This is a genomic window from Pseudonocardia sp. DSM 110487, assembly GCF_019468565.1.
In the GTDB taxonomy this organism is placed as follows: Bacteria; Actinomycetota; Actinomycetes; order Mycobacteriales; family Pseudonocardiaceae; genus Pseudonocardia.
This window is the reverse complement of the sequence record NZ_CP080521.1, coordinates 6207629-6225154: the sequence shown is the minus strand read 5'-3', so window position 1 is coordinate 6225154 and position 17526 is coordinate 6207629. Positions and strand designations below refer to the sequence as shown.

Here is a 17526-nt window from a genome sequence, read left to right as displayed (position 1 = left end):
GCCAGTTCGGGATAGCATCGCCTCGTGACGATGGATTGCTGTGGGCAAGATCTGACGCCGGCGGTGGCGCTGTTCCGCTCGCTGGCCGAACCGGCGCGGCTGGCGATCGTGCGGCGGCTGGCGCACGGCGAGGCGCGAGTGGTCGATCTGACCCGGTCGCTCGGCCTGGCGCAGTCGACGGTCTCGAAGCACCTCGCGTGCCTGAGGGACTGCGGGTTGATCGACTACCGGACGGAGGGGCGGCAGTCGTTCTACTCGCTGACCCGGCCGGAGCTGATGGACCTGCTGCGTAGCGCGGAGCTCTTGCTCTCGGAGACCGGGGACGCGGTGGCGCTGTGCCCCGTCTACGGCGAGCCCGCCGCTCAGCCCTTGGACGTGGTGCCGTGAGCAGCGCGGGGATGGCCGCCGATCACCGTGCGATGCTGCGACGACGGATCCGCTGGCTCGTCGCCGCCACCATCACCTACAACGTCATCGAGGCCGTCGTGGCGATCACGGCGGGGACGATCGCGTCCTCGGTCGCGCTGATCGGGTTCGGGCTCGACTCCGTGATCGAGGTCAGTTCGGCTGCCGCGGTCGCCTGGCAGTTCGCGGGCCCCGACCCGGAACGCCGGGAGAAGGTGGCGCTGCGGGTGATCGCGGGCTCGTTCTTCGCGCTCGCGGCGTACGTCACCGTGGAGGCGGTGCGGACGCTCGTCGGCGGCGACCCTCCCGAGCACTCCACCGTCGGCATCGTGCTGGTGGCGATCAGCGTGGTGGTCATGCCGTTCCTGTCCCGGGCGCAACGGCGCGCGGGTCGCGAGCTGGGCTCGGCCTCCGCCGTCGCCGACTCCAAGCAGACGCTGCTGTGCACCTACCTGTCCGCGGCGGTGCTGTTGGGGCTGGTGCTCAACTCCGCGCTGGGCTGGTGGTGGGCCGACCCCGTCGTCGCACTCGGTCTCGCGGCGGTGGCGATCCGCGAAGGCCGGCAGGCGTTGCGCGGGGAGACGTGCTGTCCGCCCGTCCACGTCGACGAGGACGGCGGCCATCACGGCTGCGGGTGCGCCGACGGCTGCTGAACGAGCGAACGTAGGAAGGTCTGTGCGGAGCATCTGACCAGCTAGTCCGATGTCACATCTGGTCGATCAGCTCGTTGGCGGTTTCGACGGCGATGTCGATGGCCCGGGCCGCGAGCGGCGATTGGGTGCGTCCGGCCGGCCAGCACAGGTACCACGTGGTGGCGGGCGACGGTCGCAGTTGGTGGATGCTGAGCATGTCGTCGGACCAGGCATCGGACCCGTGGAGGGCGAGCCACGGCACCACCGCCGAGCCTATGCCCGCCCGGACCATCGACAAGATCGTTTCGTGGCCCGCGGTTCGAAACACGATCCGTGGCCGCGCGCCGTGGCTGGCGAGCGCCCGCTCCAACCATCGTTGGTGATAGGTGGGAGGCCAGGCGACCATCGGTGCATCGTCGAGCAGCTTCACCTGTACTGGACCATCGGGGAACGCGCTGGCGCCTGCCACCAGGAGGTACGGCTCGTCGAGCAGCTCGACGTGCTCGACGTCGCCTTCGATCCGGCCGTAGTGGAACAACAGGTCGAGATCTCCGATCTCCGGATCCTCCGGTCGTCCCACCTCGGACAGCCTGATGTCGCAGCCGGGGTGCTCGTCCAGCAGCCGGCGTACGACCGTCGGCAGGATCAGCTTGGACACGGCCTGGAAGGTGCCGATGTCGATCCGGCCGTTACCCGCCCTGAAGCGATCGACGGCGTCGGCGAGCGCTTCCGCCCTCGTGAGCAGATCGCGCCCGTGGGCCAGTACCACCTCGCCGAGGGGCGTGATCCGGACCGGCCTCGGACCTCCTGGTCGGTCGAAGACGGCGCCACCGACGGCCTTCTCGAGCGCGGCGATCTGCTGGCTCACCGACGATTGCGTGTAGCCGAGCCGCCCCGCCGCTCGGCCGAACGTCCCTTCCTCTGCGATGGCAGCCATGGTTCTCAGGTGGCGCAGCTCGACGTCAGCCATGCCTCACACCATAGCAAATAGCGATCATTATGATCGGAAGCAATCGCTTTTCTTGATGCACGGGCGATCCTTAGAGTCATCGGCATGACGACCTGCGGCACACCCCCTCCGGACGCGGCAGCCCACGGCGGCCGGCCATCCCGCCCGCGGTTGGGCATGACGGAATCGGACCCGATCCCCGAGCAACTGTCCAGCCCTCGCGGCACACCCCTGACGGCGCTCAGCTGGGCGGACGTGCGGACGCGGGTGGCCGAGGCGGAGGACTTCCTGCTCGCAACCACCGACCCGGATGGGCGACCGCACGTGGTGCCGGTGCTGGGGGTTTGGCTCGAAGGAACGGTCTGTTTCGTCACCTTCCGGCAGTCCCGCAAGACTCGCAACCTTTTGCGGAACAACGGCTGCGCGGTCACGGTGCCCGGTCATGATGTCGACTTGGTTCTCGAAGGCACCGCCCATCTCGTTCGGAACGCGGCCCGGCTGCAGAAAGTTGCGGACCTGTTTCCGGCCAAGTATCCGTGGTGGCACCCGTTCGTCAGAGATGGCGAATTCTACGATCCGGCCGACACCGCCCTCGAAGACCCTCGGCACGTCTACGCGGTTGAGCCGGCGCAGGTGTTCGCATTCGGCAAGGAGGAAGGGTTCAGCGCCACCCGCTGGCGCTTCCCGGCCTAGATCGGCGCTCCCGGTCGTGGTTCGTCCTGATCGCAAGATCGAATGAAAGGAAAAGTACCAATGGCAACGATGACCGACAACGAATGGCGATCCTTCGTCGCGGGGGGAACAAGGCTTGCCCACGTAGCGCTCGCCCGCGCCGACGGGCGACCCCATGTCACCCCGGTTTGCTTCATCCTCGACGGCGATGAACTCGCCTTCGCCCTGTCGCCCGGGAGCATCAAAGGAAAGAGCCTGGCCCGTGACCCGCGCATCGCGGTCTGCGTCAGCGATGAGCGGCAGCCCTACGGCTTCGTGACCATCGAGGGACATGCCCGAACCTCCGCCGAGCCCGACCAGATCAAACACGTCGCCGCGGGCATCGCCGAACGCTACTACCCCTCTCAACCCGCAGAGGGCATCGTTCAATCATTCGTACAAGAAGGCTTCACGGCAGTTCACATCAGCATCACCAACGTCATCGCCCGATCCAGCCTCGGCTGAGACCGCCCACACTAGGCCTTTGTCAGCTGCGCGCAGAGGGCGTCGACCGTGTTGGTGGCACGAGCGAGCCCGAGGTGGTCGATGTAGTCCCGCGACTCGACGATCAGCCCGTCGCGGATCCGGAAGACGATTATGCCCGGCGCGGCCCAGCCCGCGTCGCCGCGGTAAGTGAACTCGCCGATGACCACCTCGGGATCGGCAGTGTGGTGGACGCGTACGTCCTCGACGCGGAAACCCGCCCAGCCGGCCGGCCCCGCCGTGGCGAAGTGCTGCCGGAGTGCTTCGCGGCTGAGCAGCGGGGTGTCGCCGAGCGGGGCCATCGGGTGTCGCACGTCGGTTTCTTCGGCGTAGAACTCGGCCAGCTTGTCGACCTGAGTGCGGTCACCGTTCTGCAGCCGGCAGGCGCCGTCGAGAATGGCACGGAACGTCTCTTCGGGGGTTCGCATCATGGTTGCCCTTCTCACCGGAATCTTGGAACTACGCGCTCGAGTTCCACGGTCAGCTACATCTCGCGCTCCCAGCCGCCGCGCGTGTCGACGTCCGTAGCATCTGCCAGCGCCTCCAGCTCCGCGATCTCCTCGTCGGCGAGCTCGATGCCGCAGGCCCTGCTCAGACCGTCGATGTAACCCGCCTTCGTGACCCCGATGATCGGGGTGGTCCCCTTGGCGATGGCCCAGGCGGTGGCGACATCGGCGGCGGACGCGCCTCGGTCCTCGCCGATCGCCCCCATCCGCTCGGTCAGCGCCTGCAGCCGGGGCAGGATGCCGTTGTACGCGGCCGCCCGACTGCTGCCTTCAGGCAACGGGTGGGCCGGACCATACGTGCCGGTCAGCGCCCCTTGTTCGAGGACCATGTAGGAGAAGAACCGCACGTCGTGCTCGCGGCAGTGGTCGAGAATGCCCGCGCGCTCAGAGCTCCGGTACAGGAGGCTGTAGTGGTTCTGGACTGCCTCCACACGGAAGCCGGCCTCGCCGAGGATCTGATCGGCAAGAGCGATCTCCTCCATGTTGTGGTTCGAGACGCCGACATGCCTGATCTTGCCGCTCTTCAGCAGCGGGATCAGCAGGGACGTCCACCGTGCGACGTCGGCAGGGTTGTGGATCCAGTACAGATCCACGTACTCCGTGCCCATTCGGTCGAGGCTCTGCTCCAACATGTCCGCGACCGGATCGTCGCCGTCGCCCGCGATCTGCGGGGTGAACTTCGTGGACAGCTGGTACTCGCTGCGGTCGTAGCCCTTCAGCGCCTGGGCGAGGACCGTCTCGGAGCGGCCCATGCCGTAGACCACGGCGGTGTCCCACGTGGTGAACCCGTTGGACTGCGCCTTCTCGACGACCCCTCGCAGGCCGGATGCGGTCAACCGGCTGCCGAAGTAGCCGTCGCCTGCCTCGCCGCTGTCTCCCCAGGCCCACGTGCCCAGTGCCACCGCCGGCACGGTCAGTGTCTTGCTCGTCATGTCATACCTCCATTGCTTTGTTCTGCGGGCGTGGCGGCTCGCCGTGAACACGGAGACCGATCGCCCCGGCGCGAATCAGAAAGTGAGCGAGGTCTCCTGTGTCTGCCCCTGCCGATCTGATCGCCCATGCCGTATATCGGCGGACGATCCGCCGTTCACTTCTCAATAACATCTGCTCCGCCGGGCTAGTGGCAGTGAGGCGGCGTCCCTGGGTCTGTCAGTGCCTCCCAGGAACCCAGCAGCGCGCGTACCGTGAATGTCGTGGGTTATGAGGCGGAGCTGCGAGGGTTTCTCACCACCCGTCGCGCGCGTGTCACCCCGGAGGAGGCGGGCATGACCCCGTTCCCGGGCATGCGGCGCGTGGCCGGGATGCGGCGCGAGGAGGTCGCCTACCTCGCCGGGATCAGCGTGGACTACTACACCCGTCTGGAACGCGGCAGGGTCCACGGCATCTCCGAAGAGATCCTTGACGCGGTATCGCGGGCCCTACGGCTGGATGAGGTCGAGCACGAGCACCTGCTCAGCCTGGTCCACGCGCTGCGCCCGTCCGGGCCCCGCGCCGCGAAGCCGAAACGGCAGAGGATGGCTGGGCAGGACGTCATCCTCCAGCGAGTGGTCGATGCGATGGACGTGCCGGCTCTCATCCTGAACGGCCGCTTCGACATCGTCACGGCGAACCGGCTGGGCTGGGAGGTCTACCCGCACGCGAAGCAGTACCTCGCCCGCGGCGACGGGAAGCGGTTCAACTACCTGCGGTTCCAGCTGCTCGACCCCAGGGCGCAGGACTTCTACATCGACTGGGAGCTGGCCGTGCGTAACGGGGTCGCCCTGCTGCGCGAAGCCGCCGGGCGCGATAGCACCGACGAGGAGCTGCTCGCCCTCATCGGCGAGCTGTCGGCCAAGAGCGAGCTCTTTCGCACCCTGTGGGCCTCGCACAACGTGCTCCGGTACCGGCGGGGGAAGAAGCGCTACCGGCATCCGCTGGTGGGTGAGCTGATCTTCGAGTCGCAGTCCTTCACAGTCGCCGGAGACGCGGCGCTCAGCCTGTTCGTCTACACGATGGAGCCCGATTCCCCCACCGCCGATGCGCTGCGCATCCTCGGCAACTGGACGACCGACCAGGAGAGCGCGGCGACGCCATCCGCCGCGTCACAGGCTGGCTGAAGCTCCGGAGCCCCGGATCAGCGGGTGCACCACCTCGGTAAGGCGGTCCCGAACCCACCTGCCGCGAGGGTGCGCAGGCGCTCGTCGACCTACTCCCGCCGGCGACGCAACATGGTCGTCGACGCCGTCACGGTGGCCCGCCGTTGACGCTCGCGGCGGCGGCTGCCCTTGCGCGGGTCAGCTGAGGGCCTGGCGGCCTGTTGGCCCGAGCCGCCTCGGCGCCTGGATGATCACCGCTCAGATGTCCAGGCGCGGGAGCGTGGGCCACCGGTCAGAGGCCCAGGCGGGCCAGCTCTCGAACGGGATTGGAGGCGGGGGAGTTGAGCAGCCTTGGAGCTCGTCGGTCGTGGGTGGCGTGAACGAGGTGCGGAACCGCTCGTGGTCGTCGAGGGTCATCTCGAAGGTCTCCTCCGGAGCCTCGCGCCACCGCGCCGTTGCCCGCTTCCTGCGCTCATCCTCGGGAAGATTCACGTAGTGCAGCTCCAAGTCGGCTCCGGCGAGGTCGGCGATCGCGCGGAGGGCGTATCGCTCGTCGCTGGACCAGCAGCCGAAGTCGAGGATCACGGACCCGCCCGCTCGCAACACCTGGTGGCCAACCCAGATCAGCCGACCTTCCAGCACGTCGCGCTTCCCGGCGAAGTCGGCCCACCGAACCCCGAACAGCGGCAGCATCCACTCGTCGGGTGTCAGCCGCAAGGCACCGCTGGCCCGCTCCAGCTCGCGAGCAAGGGCCGTCTTGCCCACCCCGGGCAAGCCGACCGTGAGATGCAACTTCGGCCTCGAGCTCACGGGCATCACCATGCCTGCAGTGCTGAGCAGGGCGCTATCGGGTTAGCGCACACCGGCTGAACGGGGTATGGCTCCGACGGATGGCGGCGAGGCATCTTGGCACGCAGGCTGACACGAAAAAGGTCAGCCCCGGCTTTGCCGGGGCTGACCTGCACCAATCCTGGTGGGCGATACTGGGATTGAACCAGTGACCTCTTCCGTGTCAAGGAAGCGCTCTCCCACTGAGCTAATCGCCCGAGGCGGAGGCGGGAATCGAACCCGCGTACAGGGCTTTGCAGGCCCTTGCCTAAGCCACTCGGCCACTCCGCCGGAGTCTGGATCCTCGCCCTTGGAGAGGTCCGTGGATTTCGATCCGTGGAGGTCCGACGGGACCGAGGTTCCTCCGAGCGGACGACGGGACTCGAACCCGCGACCCTCACCTTGGCAAGGTGATGCGCTACCAGCTGCGCTACGTCCGCGTGTGCAGCGTTTCCGCTGCGGCGATGAGAGAACCTTAGCGCAGGTCCCGAGGGGGGTTCAAACCACCCCCCCTCTGCTGCGCGGAGGGCCTCTGACCTGCGCTCTAGTCGCGCGCCGGGTCGTTGAGGAGATCGGAGAGGGCCATGTCGAAGTCGAGCCAGGAGTACTCGGTGTCGACCGGCACGGCGAGGTAAGTCCGGTGCAGGAACTCGCCGAGGGTCTGGGCGCACGTCGTGAAGACGGCGTACCCCGACGGCGACGAGAGCTCGAGCTGCACCTTGCCCGGGTTGAGGGGAACCGGCTGGACGCGGACGTCCCCCGTCCCCGCCGCGGCGATCAGCCCGTCGTGCAGCAGATCGCGGGCGAAGACCCACTCGACCGCCGTGGTGGAGCCGGTCCGGAACGACGCCTGGACGGCGTACGGGTCCCGGCTGTTGTAGGTCAGCTCCACATTGACAGGCACCGCCGCGGCGTCCGGAGCGATCAGTTCGAACACCGCCGGTGAGCAGATGACCGTGTGCTCGTCGCGCATCGTGCGTCCTCTTTCTGGGTCCCGCGTGGCTCGTCATGCGGAAAACGACCGTCCGTGGAAGGCGTGACGGGTCGAGGACGGATGTCCCCTCGACACGGGCCATCGGTCACCCTGACGGCGCAGTCCCCTACGACGAGCGGTTCCGCGGGTGCGACGTGCGGCGACCGACCCGCTCCCGGATCAGTAGGATTCGAGGGCAGGTCGGACGAGGCAGGTGGAGAACTGAGCGGCATCGAGGACGGGAAGAAGCCGAGCTTCCGAGCCCGCATCGAGGAGAAGGCCACGCTGCGGCGGAGCTACCGGGTGGGCGTAGCCGTGCTGGGCGGGCTCGTCCTCGCGGCGGGTGTGATCATGATCCCGTACCCCGGCCCTGGCTGGCTCGTCGTGTTCGCCGGTCTCGCCATCCTCGCCACCGAGTTCCACTGGGCGCGCCGCGTGCTCACGTTCGCCCGCGGCAAGTACGACGCATGGACCGACTGGCTCGGCCGCCAACCCCTGCTCGTACGCCTGGCCGTGCTCGCCCTCACCGGCCTGGTCGTGGTGGCCACCCTGTACCTGCTCAACGCCTTCTACCTGGTCGCATCGCTGGTGGGGCTGGGACGCTGGACCTGGTTGCAGAGCCCCTTCTTCGCGTGAGGTAAGGTCTTCGCCAGCACGGGCGATTAGCTCAGGGGGAGAGCGCTTCGTTCACACCGAAGAGGTCACTGGTTCGATCCCAGTATCGCCCACCAGCGTTAGACCAGGTCAGCCCCGGTAATCCCGGGGCTGACCTTTTTTCGTGCCAGTTGTGTGCCAGATGGCCTACTCGCGTGCCAGGCTCCGGCCCGCGGCGCCATGGCCGCGCGCAGTCGGGATGGGGCGGGCCATCGCGTCGAGCTCGTTGAGGTCGACCTTGATCAGGCGCGGTCCGACGCGGTAGCCGGTGAGCCTGCCGTGTGCGATGTAGCGCCGCAGGGTCCGCGTGGAGACGTCCGCATAGTCAGCCGCGACCGCCAGGCCGACGAGTCGTCGCCCATGCGCAGCACGACGTCCTGTCTCCGATCGGGGCGCCGCAGTTGCGCGGTTTCTGACCTGTCCCCGTCGGCCGTTGCCCGACTTCGTCGTCATGGCGACACCTGACGATCGTTCGTGGCGCCGCCTGAGCGGGTTCGTCGTTGCGTGACTCGTCCACGCGGACGTCCACGGCTCGCGCGCGCCTGCGCGTAGGGCCGTTTTCGCGTCGTGGACATCCGCCCGGACGATGCGCTCACCGCGACGCGGTGCCGTCATCGACGAGGAACCAGCGACCACGGGCGACTTGGGTGACGGCTCCTGCGGCGGCGAGTTCCTGTAGGCGCGCGTAGACCCAGCTGCGGCCCATACCGGTGGCGGTCATCAGGTCCTTCACTGAGCGGCCGTGCTCGGGCGCGTCGCGCAGCGCGGCCCACAAAGAGGCCGCCGCATCGTCCGGGCTCGTCTCGTGGGAGTCGCCTTCCTCCTCGTCGCCACTCAGGTCGGCAGCGCCTTGCGACAGCTCGTCGAGTTCGGGTCGGTGTGGGGCGTGGCGGGCGGCGATGGCGGCCACGGTGTCGTCGTCGAGGCGGTAGGCGCGGGCCCGGCGGGGCGTGGTGTGTTCCGGGGTCGAGACGAGGAACTTGCCGGGCGCGTTGAGGGTGTCGGCGGCCCATCCGGCGGCAAGCATGCCTTGGCCGAGGATGAGATCGACGTCGCGGCGTTCCCGTACTCGCAGGCAGACCCGTACATCCATCTGCGAGCGCACGGCGCCGGAGCCCATCGCCTTCTGGCTGGGTCGCGGCAAGCAGGGTCACCGCGACGGCCCGTCCCCGCCGAGCGATCGAGTCGGCGTGGGTGATCGCTACCGGGGACTCGTCGGTCAGCTCGGCATACTCGTCGATCACGATGATCAGCGCCGGAGTGCCGGCCGCAGGCATCCAGAGCCGTTGCCCGTGGTCGGCCAACTGCCGGGCGCGGGTTTGGAGGACCATCACCGCGTCGGCGAGAAGAGCGGCGGCAGCGTCGGGTGTGGTGGCGAGCCTGCCGAGGCAGGACACCCACGGCTGTAGCTCCAGGCGACGAGTTCGGCGAGGATGACGTTCAGTACCCCGCTCTTGCCCGCGCCGGCGACCCCTCCCAGCAGGCCGTGCCGGTGAGCGAGGTGCAGCGCGGCGGGTTCGGCGTCTTCGAACAGCCCCAGCGGGATCGGCCGGTGGATCGACCGCTCGGACGCTGTGGGAGCGGCCGAGTAGGGATGACCTGGGCGTGCGGGTAGGTGGTCAGGACGCGGATCATGGCGTGGTCAGCGCGGTCGGGGTCGGGCTCGCGACCTCGGCAGCTCGTCGGCGCCGTCTCACCCAGAGCACCAGGTGCTGACGCTTGTCGGCCCGTTCGGGTCACAGATCTGGTCACGTCCACGGTGCCAACCGCCGCCGGCCCCTGCCTGCCAGTGCCATCCTGGAGACCTGCCGCACGGCGAGCGCACGCTTCTTCGTCGCGGAGCGGCTCCGTAACCCGGAGGTCGCACTCGCCGACGGTTGCGCCTCAGCATCCCCTACCTGAAGGGCCGCCTTCTACAGCTCGTTCTCCCCCTCCCGCCCGCCACGAGATCGATCCTCGTCCTCATGGTCGCCCTCGTCCTCCGGCTCAATTGCGTCATTCCGAGCGCTCAGTTCCCCGAAGACGTCGCCGGACGGATCGTCCGATGCGGACGCGCCCGCTCAGCGGGGCGGAACGGGCTCACGGATCACTCGTCGTCGTTGCGAGGCGCGTCGACGTGGGTGACGAGGTTGATGCCGCCATCGACGTGGATCACCTCACCGGTGACGAAGGGGACCTTGATGAGCGCCAAAACCATCGCTGCGACGTCGGATGGTTGCCCGAGCCGGCCCAGCGGTGTCATTGCCGCCGTGCGCGCCGCCCGTGTGGCGAGGCTGTCCGAGGTCAGTCGGGTCTCGACCGGCCCCGGGGCGATCGCGTTCACCCGGATGTCTGGACCCACGGCCTTGGCCAGCAGTCTCGTCAGGTGGTCGAGGGCGGCCTTGCTGACGGAGTAGGGGATCGAGCTGCCGAGGGGGCGCGAGCCGCCCACCGAGGTGATGTTGATGATCTGGCCGCCGGGCTCCATGACCTTCACGGCGGCGACGGAGACCTGCCACGTCCCGACGACGTTGACGCCGAGGATCCGGTGCCAGTCGTCAGCGGTGATCGCATCCAGGTCGGTGTGGGGGACGGGTCGCGACACCCCGGCGTTGTTCACCAGCAGGTCGAGCCGGCCGTGCCGCTCCACGGCCGTCTCCACCAGGCGCACGGCGTCGGAGGGATCGGCGATGTCGGCCTGGATGTAGCTGGTCCCCGGGAGCTCGGCCGCGAGCCGCTCACCGGCGTCGACCGAGGTGGACGAGGTCACCACGACGGTAAAGCCGTCGGCCGCGAGCGCGCGGGCGATCCCTTCTCCGATCCCGGAGCTCGAGCCCGTCACGATGGCGACACGTGGCGCGCTCATCGAGCGACTCGCTCGGCGACGGGCGCTTTCAGCGCGTTCACGATCGTCCGGCCTCCGCTGGCGAGGATCGAGGTGTCGTTGCTGACCACCACGTAGTCGTAGCCCCGGGCCAGTGCGGCCCGGGCCTGGTCAATCGTGGCGGACGCGGTGCCGATGGGAACACCTGCCGCGGCAGCGGCCGCCAGCGCGGACGTGGCGAGCCGGTCCACCTCGTCGCTTCCCGCCGCGACGCCCATCGACATCGCAAGGTCGGCCGTCCCGACGAACGCGGCACCGATGCCGTCGAGGGCCAGGATCTCCCTCGTGTTCCTGATCGCCACCTCGCTCTCGAGCTGGACGATGCACAGGGCCTGCTCGTTGCCGTACTCGAGGTAGTCCGCCCGCGGCAGCAGCCCCCAGCGACCCGCTCGGCTGGTGCCGCCGGACCCGCGGTCGCCGCGCGGCGGGAAGCAGGTGGCGCGCACGACCGCCCGGGCCTGCTCGACCGTGTCGAGGTGCGGCACGACCACACCGGCCGCGCCGGCGTCCAGGACCCGCTGGATCACGCTGAGGCCGTGGTCAGGCACCCTGACGAGCGGGTACACCCCGAGGGCGCGGGCCATCGCGATGTGGGTCGAGGCGGCGCCCAGGTCCAGTGTCGTGTGCTCGAGGTCGATGACCACGAAGTCGAAGCCCGCGTAAGCCATGATCTCGACACTCTCGGGGCTGGAGAGCTTGATCCAGGTCCCGAGCGTGCCGCCGTTGATCCCGTCGCGCACCCGTGCCATGGGCTCAGACCTCGCCGGCGGTGTCGGTGGGGGTGGCGGTCCAGAAGACCAGCCACTTGCCGAGCCGCACGACGACCGCGTGCAGTGCGATGCCGATGGCCGACAGCACGACGATCACCGCGAAGGTCCTGGCCACGTCCAGGGTGAAGTTGCTCGCCTGGATCAGGTAGCCCAGACCTTCGGAGCTGCCCACGAACTCCGCGACCACGGCGCCGGTCACGGACAGGATGACGGCGACCTCCAGTCCCGCGAAGATGTGCGGAAGCGCCGACGGGATCTGCAGGTGCCGCATGACCTGCATGCGGGACGCGCCGAAGGACCGGAGCATCTCGACCTGTTCGTAGGCGGCGGACCGGAATCCCAGGATGGCGTTGATGAGCAGGGGGAAGAACGCGATCAGGGCCACGGTCAGCACCTTCGAGCTGATCCCGATGCCGAACCAGACGATCAGCAGAGGCGCCATGGCGACCTTCGGGATGGTCTGGGTCAGGATGAGCAGCGGGAAGAGCACGCGCTCCACCGCCCGGAACTGGGTGATGAGCACCGCGGAGAGCAGCGCCGAGCCGACCGCGATGCCGAACCCGATCAGGATCTCCTTCAGGGTGACGACCGAGTGGGTCATCAGGCTGCCGTCCTGGAAGCCGTCGACCAGGGAGCCGACGACGGCGGTGGGCGCCGGGACGAGGATGTTGGAGACGTCGAACATCTTCACGATGGCCTGCCAGACCACCAACAGCCCGATGAACACCAGCACGCTGTAGGTGATCTCCGGTACTCGGCGGCGTCGGCTTCGGACCGGGTTGTCCAAGCTCGTGGGCGCCCCCACCGGCACGGTCTCGCCGTCCGGGACGGCGAGTGCCTCTCGGCCGGCTGCGCGGCGATTGGTGTGGGTGGACATCAGGTCTCCTAGTGGGCGCTGTGCTCGGAGTCGAGCAGCTTGCGGATCTTCAGGACGATCGCGCCGAACTCAGGCGTGTTGATGTTCTCGAGCCGCCGCGGTCGAGGGAGCGCGACCTCGACGACGTCCGCCAGCCGGCCGGGTCGCGGTGTCATGACCACGACGCGGTCGGCGAGGAGCACCGCCTCGGGGATGCTGTGCGTCACGAACAGCACGGTCTTGCGGTCCTGGTCCCAGATCTTCAGCAGGTCCAGTCCCATCTGGTCGCGGGTCATCGCGTCGAGGGCGCCGAAGGGCTCGTCCATGAGCAGGATGCGCGGGTCGTGCATCAGGGCGCGGCCGATCCCGACCCGCTGCTGCATCCCGCCGGACAGCTCGTGGGGGTACCGGTCGCCGAACTCCTCCAGGCCCAGCATGACCAGCAGCTCGGCGGCCTTCGCGTGGGTCGCGGCGTCCCGCGCGTGGTGAAGGTCCGGCGACGTCAGCAGGTTCTTCCGCACGGTGCGCCATGGCAGCAGCAGCGGCTGCTGGAAGACCATCCCGAGCTGGTTGCGGTGGGTGTCCTCCGACGGCTCGAAGGTGACCTGTCCGGAGGTCTGGCGGGACAGGCCCATGATGATCCGCAGCAGCGTGCTCTTGCCGCAGCCGCTGGGGCCGACGATGGAGATGAACTCACCGGCTCGGACGCTGAGGGAGACATCGTCGAGAGCCTGGACGGTCCCGCCGGACTTCGTCGGGTAGAGCATGGACAGCGAGTCCAAGCGGATCACGCAGTCGGTGTCGGTGCTGGTCGGCATGTCTGTCTTTCCTCACCTGGTTCGGGCGCTGACTGCCCGCGCCTGGGTTGTCGGGCTGGCAGCATCAGTCGGTCGCCTCGGGCCACCTGCCGCCCATCTCCTTGGTCAGCTGCTTGCAGGCGGCCTTCAACGCCGTGGCCTCTCGGGAGTCCAGCGCCTCCGGCAGCATCCGCTCGGTGCCGATGGCCGCGATCGTGGCGCAGATCCCGGCCGCCGCGAACACCGGCGCCGCGAGGACGCAGATGCCGCGGTGGTTGACGTTGCTGCTCATCCCGGCCTGCCGGATCGCCTCGATACGACGGCGAGTCTCGGTGCGCTCGGGCTCGGGGAGGCTGCCGGTGAGCCGGTCGGCATGGAACTGGTCGGGGAGGAAGGCCAGGAAGACCTTGGCCTGCGAGGAGTTCAGGGCGAGCTGCGAGCCGACGCGCACCGTCACCAGGGTGGCATGGTCAGCCTCCTCGACCAGCGAGACGACCGGGCCGGAGGCGCCCCACAGCGACAGCACGGTGCTGACCTTGATCTCGAGCGCGAGCTCGCGCAGGTAGGCCGGCGCCATCTGCATGATGCGCTGCTGTCCCAGCGTGAAGCTGCCGAGCTGCAGGATCGACCGTCCGGGACGGACGAGTGCGGAGTCCTCCACGCGCTCGAGCAGGCCCGAGCTGATCATCGAGCTGAAGTAGCGGTGCACCGTGGTCCGCTTCAGACCGAGCCGGCGGGTGGCCTCCGCGACGGAGAGCTCCGGAGTCTCCGGACCGAACAGTCCGAGGATCTGCGCGGTCCGGCTCACCGCCTGGATGTCCTGCTCGCGAGCAGTCACCGGCTCGTCCTGGTCCTCCGCCATTGGGTTTCACCCGTCTCGTTGAATGTCCGCAAGGTGCGCGTGTAGTTCGCAGTACGGACGGAGGGTAGGCAGGACCTGCGTCTCACAGCAAGATATTCCAGGGGTTCCGTCGAAGCATGGTCCGAACCACTCTCTTGACAGACCGGATGGCGAACTCTCAGTCTGTGATGCGAACACTGTCGACGCCTGGAGACTTCATGACCGACTCACCCGCCGTCATCAAGCTGCTGAACGGCTGCGTCGACCTGCACTGCCATTCCGGCCCGAACCCGTTCCCTCGACGCATCGACCATGCCGAGGCCGGCAAGGACGGCGAGCGGCTCGGCATGCGGGGCGTGCTGGTGAAGTCCCACCACCACAACACCGTCATGGACCTGCTCGCGATGCGCGACCGGCTGGCGAAGATCAGCACCCCGGTCTTCGGGGGCATAACCCTGAACAGCATGGTCGGCGGCATCAACCCGCAGGCGGTGGCCATGTCACTGCGCATGGGGGGCAGGGCCGTGTGGTTTCCGACGTTCTCGGCCGGCCGGCACATCGACTGTCATCCGGAGGGCGTCGGCTTTCCCACGGCGAGCGTCGAGGTGCCGTCGTCCCGGGTCGACATCCACCAGGAGAACGCTGAGCTCATCCCTGAGGTCCACGAGGTGCTCGACCTGGTGAAGGAGAGCGGCGCGATGGTGACCGGCGGTCACATGGAGACCGAGTCGATCACCCAGCTGTTTGCCGCGGCCAAGGACAAGGGTGTCACCCGGATGCTGCTCAACCATCCCGACTACGTCATCGGTGCGGACGAGGCGAAGTGCCGTGAGCTCGTCGGCTACGGAGCGTTCGTCGAGCACGAGACCGGCTTCTACGACCCCGAGGGGACCAAGAAGTGGGATCCCAAGATCCTTCTGGACTGGATCGAGAAGATCGGCCCGGAGCACACCGTGATCGCCTCCGACCTCGGTCAGAAGGATCGGCCGCTGCCGGTGGACTCCTACATCCGCGTCGCGACCGCGCTGCTGGACCTCGGCCTGGACGAGAGGTCGCTGCGGCAGATCTTCTGCGACAACCCGGCCTTCCTGCTCGGCCTGGACGACTGAACCGGCATCTTGCCGCTGACCCGAAAGGACAGGCGATGACCACCCTGGCCACCCCACCCGACGTGGAGTTCTCCGACCTCGGTACGGGCGATCCCGACGAGACGACCCCTGGCGGATCGTCGACGTGGTACTTCCGCGGACACAACTTCGTGCTCGCCCACACGACGCTGGTCGCCGGCGACGTGCTGGAGCGGGGTGATCAGCCGGACGAGTACGTCGTGATCCTCCCCTACGAGGAGTGCAGCGTCGAGGTCCGCGCGTCGGGGGAGGCCGCGTCGGTCTCGGGCAAGGCGGTGGTGATGGTTCCGCCGGGCAGCAGCACGATCGTCGGCGTCGACGACTGCACCGTCGTGCGGCTGTTCAGCTCTCGGTCCACCGACCTGCTGGACAAGGCGCGCAACCGGGATTCGTACGCAGAACCGCACCCGAACGTCAAGCCGTTCGAGCCGTGGCCGGACCCGCCGGAGGGTTATCGCATCCGGCCCTACCGACTGGCCGACCTGACGGTGACGCAAGACGCCGTCCGCCCGGGCCAGATCGTGCGGTGCAGCACCTTCATGGTCAACTTCCTGGCGCCCAGGATCGGACCGCGTGATCCGGACAGCCTCTCGCCGCACGACCACGACGACTTCGAGCAGTGCTCGCTCGCTGTGGAGGGGGAGTACGTCCACCACCTGCGGACCCCGTGGTCGAAGCGTCGCAGCGAGTGGCGCGACGACCGGCACCTGCGGTGCGGCAGTCCTTCGGTGGCCGTGATCCCTCCGCCCATGATCCACACCAGCGAGGCCGTGGGCTCGGGGACCAACCAGCTGATCGACATCTTCTGTCCGCCGCGTCTGGACTTCTCCCGGACGCCGGGCCGAGTGCTCAACGAAGACACCTACCCGCTCCCCACCCAGTAAGTGGAAGGTTCCATCGTGAAGACCAGACGAACGATGCAGTTCGTGAGTGGTGCGGTCGCCGTCCTGTGCGCGGCCGTAACGCTGAGTGCGTGCGGTTCCGACAGCGGATCCGACGACTCGGCCGAGTCCGGCGAGCTGACGCCGGTGAACTTCGCGATGGCGTCCCCCAGCTGGAACGCCGGCTTTGCGGTCATGGCCGTCGTGGAGGCCGAGGGCTTCTACGAGGAGGAGGGTCTGAAGGTCACGACCAACCTGTTCCCGTCGGCCACCCAGGCCGCGCAGCAGGTCGCCGGCGGCGGAGCCGACCTCGGCCTCATGACGGTCGAGCCCGTGGCCATCGGGCACGACAAGGACCTGAACCTGGCCTACTTCGGCTCCTACTGGCCGAAGTGGATCTACAGCCTGCAGGTGCCGGCCGGTTCGGCCGTGAAGAGCATCGCCGACCTGAAGGGTAAGAAGATCGGCGTCACCGCGGTCGCGAGCTCCGGCGCAACATTCGCCCGGACCGCGATGAAGCTCAACGGGATGGACGAGAACGCGGCCAGCCTGGTGCCGATCGGTGCCGGCGCCCAGCAGATCAACGCCATCAAGAGCGGACAGGTCGATGCGTTGGCACTCTGGGACATCCAGTACCAGGCCGTCAAGAACGCCGGCGTCACCCTGACGCCGCTTCCGATCAAGGAGACGGCGGACGCGTGGGGCGGCGGCTTCGCTACGACCCGGAAGAACCTCGACGCCAAGAAGGACGTCCTCGAACGGTTCGGTCGTGCGGTGGCGAAGGCGTTCGTCTTCGCCAAGGCCAACCCAGAGGCCGCGATCCGCGACCTGTGGAAGCTCCACCCGGAGACCCGCGGGTCCGACCCGGAGGAGAAAGCGCTGGCTGACGGGATCAAGGTCCTCCAGGTCCGCCTGGACGGACAGGGCTTCGACGACAAGACCCTGGGCCGGATCGACGACGCTGCGTTCACCCGTTCGCTCGACTTCATGGCCTCGGCCGGACTGATCAAGAAGTTCCCGGCGAAGGACATCTACACCGACGAGATGTTCACGGCGTTCAACAACTTCTCCTACGACGACGTCATCAAGCGAGCAGAGAGCGCCAGCTGAATGCGGCTGGGGGTCGCGCTCGACCTGAGCTCCCAGGAGTCGGTCCGCGCACAGGTGGATCGCAC

General features: G+C 68.2%; 21 protein-coding genes and 4 tRNA genes. 10 read left to right on the top strand and 15 right to left on the bottom strand.

Annotated features, from left to right (window positions below; genetic code table 11):
• Positions 1-30 precede the first annotated feature (30 nt).
• Positions 31-387: a helix-turn-helix transcriptional regulator gene (locus tag K1T35_RS29000; RefSeq protein WP_220262923.1), complete on the top strand. Its 357-nt coding sequence runs from the start codon at positions 31-33 to the stop codon at positions 385-387.
• An 11-nt stretch (positions 388-398) separates the two neighbouring features.
• A complete protein-coding gene (locus tag K1T35_RS28995; RefSeq protein ID WP_220262922.1) occupies positions 399-1058 on the top strand; it encodes a cation diffusion facilitator family transporter in 660 nt (219 codons plus the stop codon).
• 52 nt (positions 1059-1110) lie between these two features.
• Here the strand turns inward: K1T35_RS28995 and K1T35_RS28990 are convergent, their stop codons facing one another.
• On the bottom strand, positions 1111-2007 hold the full coding sequence (locus K1T35_RS28990) for a LysR family transcriptional regulator (protein ID WP_220254971.1): 897 nt from the start codon (positions 2005-2007) through the stop codon (positions 1111-1113).
• Positions 2008-2163: 156 nt separating this feature from the next.
• Here K1T35_RS28990 and K1T35_RS28985 point away from each other — a divergent pair, with 156 nt between their 5' ends.
• Both K1T35_RS28985 and K1T35_RS28980 read left to right on the top strand, forming a co-directional pair.
• Positions 2164-2679 (top strand): pyridoxamine 5'-phosphate oxidase family protein, encoded by a 516-nt coding sequence (locus K1T35_RS28985; RefSeq protein WP_220254970.1) that lies wholly within the window; start codon positions 2164-2166, stop codon positions 2677-2679.
• A 69-nt stretch (positions 2680-2748) separates the two neighbouring features.
• Positions 2749-3162, top strand: a complete 414-nt coding sequence (locus K1T35_RS28980) for a PPOX class F420-dependent oxidoreductase (RefSeq protein ID WP_255620856.1) — start codon at positions 2749-2751, stop codon at positions 3160-3162.
• A gap of 11 nt (positions 3163-3173) precedes the next feature.
• Here K1T35_RS28980 and K1T35_RS28975 read toward each other — a convergent pair whose 3' ends face one another.
• Together K1T35_RS28975 and K1T35_RS28970 are read right to left on the bottom strand one after the other, a co-directional pair.
• Positions 3174-3611 carry a nuclear transport factor 2 family protein gene (locus K1T35_RS28975; RefSeq protein WP_220254968.1) on the bottom strand — a complete coding sequence of 146 codons (438 nt, stop codon included), beginning with the start codon at positions 3609-3611 and terminating at the stop codon, positions 3174-3176.
• Positions 3612-3664: 53 nt separating this feature from the next.
• Entirely contained in the window at positions 3665-4618 is a 954-nt protein-coding gene (locus K1T35_RS28970; protein WP_220254967.1) for an aldo/keto reductase, read from the bottom strand.
• 333 nt (positions 4619-4951) lie between these two features.
• On the opposite strand from K1T35_RS28970, the gene K1T35_RS28965 reads away from it, so the two are divergent.
• Complete coding sequence (locus K1T35_RS28965) at positions 4952-5782, top strand: helix-turn-helix transcriptional regulator (protein ID WP_370645153.1); 831 nt, start codon at positions 4952-4954, stop codon at positions 5780-5782.
• A 237-nt stretch (positions 5783-6019) separates the two neighbouring features.
• Here the strand turns inward: K1T35_RS28965 and K1T35_RS28960 are convergent, their stop codons facing one another.
• The 5 genes from K1T35_RS28960 to K1T35_RS28940 all read right to left on the bottom strand — a co-directional run bounded on the left by K1T35_RS28960 (position 6020) and on the right by K1T35_RS28940 (position 7562).
• On the bottom strand, positions 6020-6571 hold the full coding sequence (locus K1T35_RS28960; RefSeq protein ID WP_220254965.1) for an AAA family ATPase: 552 nt from the start codon (positions 6569-6571) through the stop codon (positions 6020-6022).
• 161 nt (positions 6572-6732) lie between these two features.
• Positions 6733-6807: transfer RNA gene (locus K1T35_RS28955), tRNA-Val, on the bottom strand.
• 1 nt (position 6808) lies between these two features.
• Positions 6809-6880 (bottom strand) — tRNA-Cys (locus K1T35_RS28950).
• A gap of 76 nt (positions 6881-6956) precedes the next feature.
• Positions 6957-7029 (bottom strand) — tRNA-Gly (locus tag K1T35_RS28945).
• 104 nt (positions 7030-7133) lie between these two features.
• A complete protein-coding gene (locus tag K1T35_RS28940) occupies positions 7134-7562 on the bottom strand; it encodes an SsgA family sporulation/cell division regulator (RefSeq protein ID WP_220254964.1) in 429 nt (142 codons plus the stop codon).
• Positions 7563-7643: 81 nt separating this feature from the next.
• Between K1T35_RS28940 and K1T35_RS28935 the strand changes: the two genes are divergently transcribed.
• Both K1T35_RS28935 and K1T35_RS28930 read left to right on the top strand, forming a co-directional pair.
• The gene (locus K1T35_RS28935; RefSeq protein ID WP_220254963.1) at positions 7644-8198 is read left to right on the top strand and encodes a TIGR02611 family protein; all 555 of its coding nucleotides are present in this window, start codon (positions 7644-7646) and stop codon (positions 8196-8198) included.
• Positions 8199-8218: 20 nt separating this feature from the next.
• A tRNA-Val gene (locus tag K1T35_RS28930) sits at positions 8219-8293 on the top strand.
• Positions 8294-8363: 70 nt separating this feature from the next.
• Here the strand turns inward: K1T35_RS28930 and K1T35_RS28925 are convergent.
• The 7 genes from K1T35_RS28925 to K1T35_RS28895 form a co-directional block, all read right to left on the bottom strand.
• Positions 8364-8669 (bottom strand): helix-turn-helix domain-containing protein, encoded by a 306-nt coding sequence (locus tag K1T35_RS28925; protein ID WP_220254962.1) that lies wholly within the window; start codon positions 8667-8669, stop codon positions 8364-8366.
• A 139-nt stretch (positions 8670-8808) separates the two neighbouring features.
• Positions 8809-9336 (bottom strand): hypothetical protein, encoded by a 528-nt coding sequence (locus K1T35_RS28920; RefSeq protein WP_220254961.1) that lies wholly within the window; start codon positions 9334-9336, stop codon positions 8809-8811.
• A gap of 966 nt (positions 9337-10302) precedes the next feature.
• Positions 10303-11061, bottom strand: coding sequence for an SDR family NAD(P)-dependent oxidoreductase (locus tag K1T35_RS28915; protein WP_220254960.1), 759 nt, complete (start codon positions 11059-11061; stop codon positions 10303-10305).
• Positions 11058-11828: an HpcH/HpaI aldolase/citrate lyase family protein gene (locus K1T35_RS28910; protein WP_220254959.1), complete on the bottom strand. Its 771-nt coding sequence runs from the start codon at positions 11826-11828 to the stop codon at positions 11058-11060. The genes K1T35_RS28915 and K1T35_RS28910 overlap by 4 nt, the downstream gene beginning before the upstream one ends.
• A gap of 4 nt (positions 11829-11832) precedes the next feature.
• Positions 11833-12726 carry an ABC transporter permease gene (locus K1T35_RS28905; protein WP_220254958.1) on the bottom strand — a complete coding sequence of 298 codons (894 nt, stop codon included), beginning with the start codon at positions 12724-12726 and terminating at the stop codon, positions 11833-11835.
• A gap of 8 nt (positions 12727-12734) precedes the next feature.
• Entirely contained in the window at positions 12735-13523 is a 789-nt protein-coding gene (locus K1T35_RS28900; protein ID WP_142099979.1) for an ABC transporter ATP-binding protein, read from the bottom strand.
• A gap of 64 nt (positions 13524-13587) precedes the next feature.
• Positions 13588-14364, bottom strand: coding sequence for an IclR family transcriptional regulator (locus K1T35_RS28895; RefSeq protein ID WP_220254957.1), 777 nt, complete (start codon positions 14362-14364; stop codon positions 13588-13590).
• Positions 14365-14561: 197 nt separating this feature from the next.
• Between K1T35_RS28895 and K1T35_RS28890 the strand changes: the two genes are divergently transcribed.
• The 3 genes from K1T35_RS28890 to K1T35_RS28880 are packed head-to-tail and all read left to right on the top strand — an operon-like array spanning position 14562 to position 17461.
• The gene (locus K1T35_RS28890) at positions 14562-15452 is read left to right on the top strand and encodes a DUF6282 family protein (RefSeq protein WP_220254956.1); all 891 of its coding nucleotides are present in this window, start codon (positions 14562-14564) and stop codon (positions 15450-15452) included.
• Between the two features lie 35 nt (positions 15453-15487).
• Entirely contained in the window at positions 15488-16354 is an 867-nt protein-coding gene (locus K1T35_RS28885) for a hypothetical protein (RefSeq protein ID WP_220254955.1), read from the top strand.
• A gap of 15 nt (positions 16355-16369) precedes the next feature.
• The gene (locus K1T35_RS28880) at positions 16370-17461 is read left to right on the top strand and encodes an ABC transporter substrate-binding protein (RefSeq protein ID WP_220254954.1); all 1092 of its coding nucleotides are present in this window, start codon (positions 16370-16372) and stop codon (positions 17459-17461) included.
• Positions 17462-17526: the final 65 nt, after the last annotated feature.

Bases quoted from the DNA above. Each gene is read 5' to 3' on its own strand.
- K1T35_RS29000 (WP_220262923.1), top strand. From the start codon at position 31: ATGGATTGCTGTGGGCAAGATCTGACGCCGGCGGTGGCGCTGTTCCGC.
- K1T35_RS28995 (WP_220262922.1), top strand. From the start codon at position 399: ATGGCCGCCGATCACCGTGCGATGCTGCGACGACGGATCCGCTGGCTC.
- K1T35_RS28990 (WP_220254971.1), bottom strand. From the start codon at position 2,007: ATGGCTGACGTCGAGCTGCGCCACCTGAGAACCATGGCTGCCATCGCA.
- K1T35_RS28985 (WP_220254970.1), top strand. From the start codon at position 2,164: ATGACGGAATCGGACCCGATCCCCGAGCAACTGTCCAGCCCTCGCGGC.
- K1T35_RS28980 (WP_255620856.1), top strand. From the start codon at position 2,749: ATGACCGACAACGAATGGCGATCCTTCGTCGCGGGGGGAACAAGGCTT.
- K1T35_RS28975 (WP_220254968.1), bottom strand. From the start codon at position 3,611: ATGATGCGAACCCCCGAAGAGACGTTCCGTGCCATTCTCGACGGCGCC.
- K1T35_RS28970 (WP_220254967.1), bottom strand. From the start codon at position 4,618: ATGACGAGCAAGACACTGACCGTGCCGGCGGTGGCACTGGGCACGTGG.
- K1T35_RS28965 (WP_370645153.1), top strand. From the start codon at position 4,952: ATGACCCCGTTCCCGGGCATGCGGCGCGTGGCCGGGATGCGGCGCGAG.
- K1T35_RS28940 (WP_220254964.1), bottom strand. From the start codon at position 7,562: ATGCGCGACGAGCACACGGTCATCTGCTCACCGGCGGTGTTCGAACTG.
- K1T35_RS28935 (WP_220254963.1), top strand. From the start codon at position 7,644: ATGTCCCCTCGACACGGGCCATCGGTCACCCTGACGGCGCAGTCCCCT.
- K1T35_RS28925 (WP_220254962.1), bottom strand. From the start codon at position 8,669: ATGACGACGAAGTCGGGCAACGGCCGACGGGGACAGGTCAGAAACCGC.
- K1T35_RS28920 (WP_220254961.1), bottom strand. From the start codon at position 9,336: ATGGGCTCCGGCGCCGTGCGCTCGCAGATGGATGTACGGGTCTGCCTG.
- K1T35_RS28915 (WP_220254960.1), bottom strand. From the start codon at position 11,061: ATGAGCGCGCCACGTGTCGCCATCGTGACGGGCTCGAGCTCCGGGATC.
- K1T35_RS28910 (WP_220254959.1), bottom strand. From the start codon at position 11,828: ATGGCACGGGTGCGCGACGGGATCAACGGCGGCACGCTCGGGACCTGG.
- K1T35_RS28905 (WP_220254958.1), bottom strand. From the start codon at position 12,726: ATGTCCACCCACACCAATCGCCGCGCAGCCGGCCGAGAGGCACTCGCC.
- K1T35_RS28900 (WP_142099979.1), bottom strand. From the start codon at position 13,523: ATGCCGACCAGCACCGACACCGACTGCGTGATCCGCTTGGACTCGCTG.
- K1T35_RS28895 (WP_220254957.1), bottom strand. From the start codon at position 14,364: ATGGCGGAGGACCAGGACGAGCCGGTGACTGCTCGCGAGCAGGACATC.
- K1T35_RS28890 (WP_220254956.1), top strand. From the start codon at position 14,562: ATGACCGACTCACCCGCCGTCATCAAGCTGCTGAACGGCTGCGTCGAC.
- K1T35_RS28885 (WP_220254955.1), top strand. From the start codon at position 15,488: ATGACCACCCTGGCCACCCCACCCGACGTGGAGTTCTCCGACCTCGGT.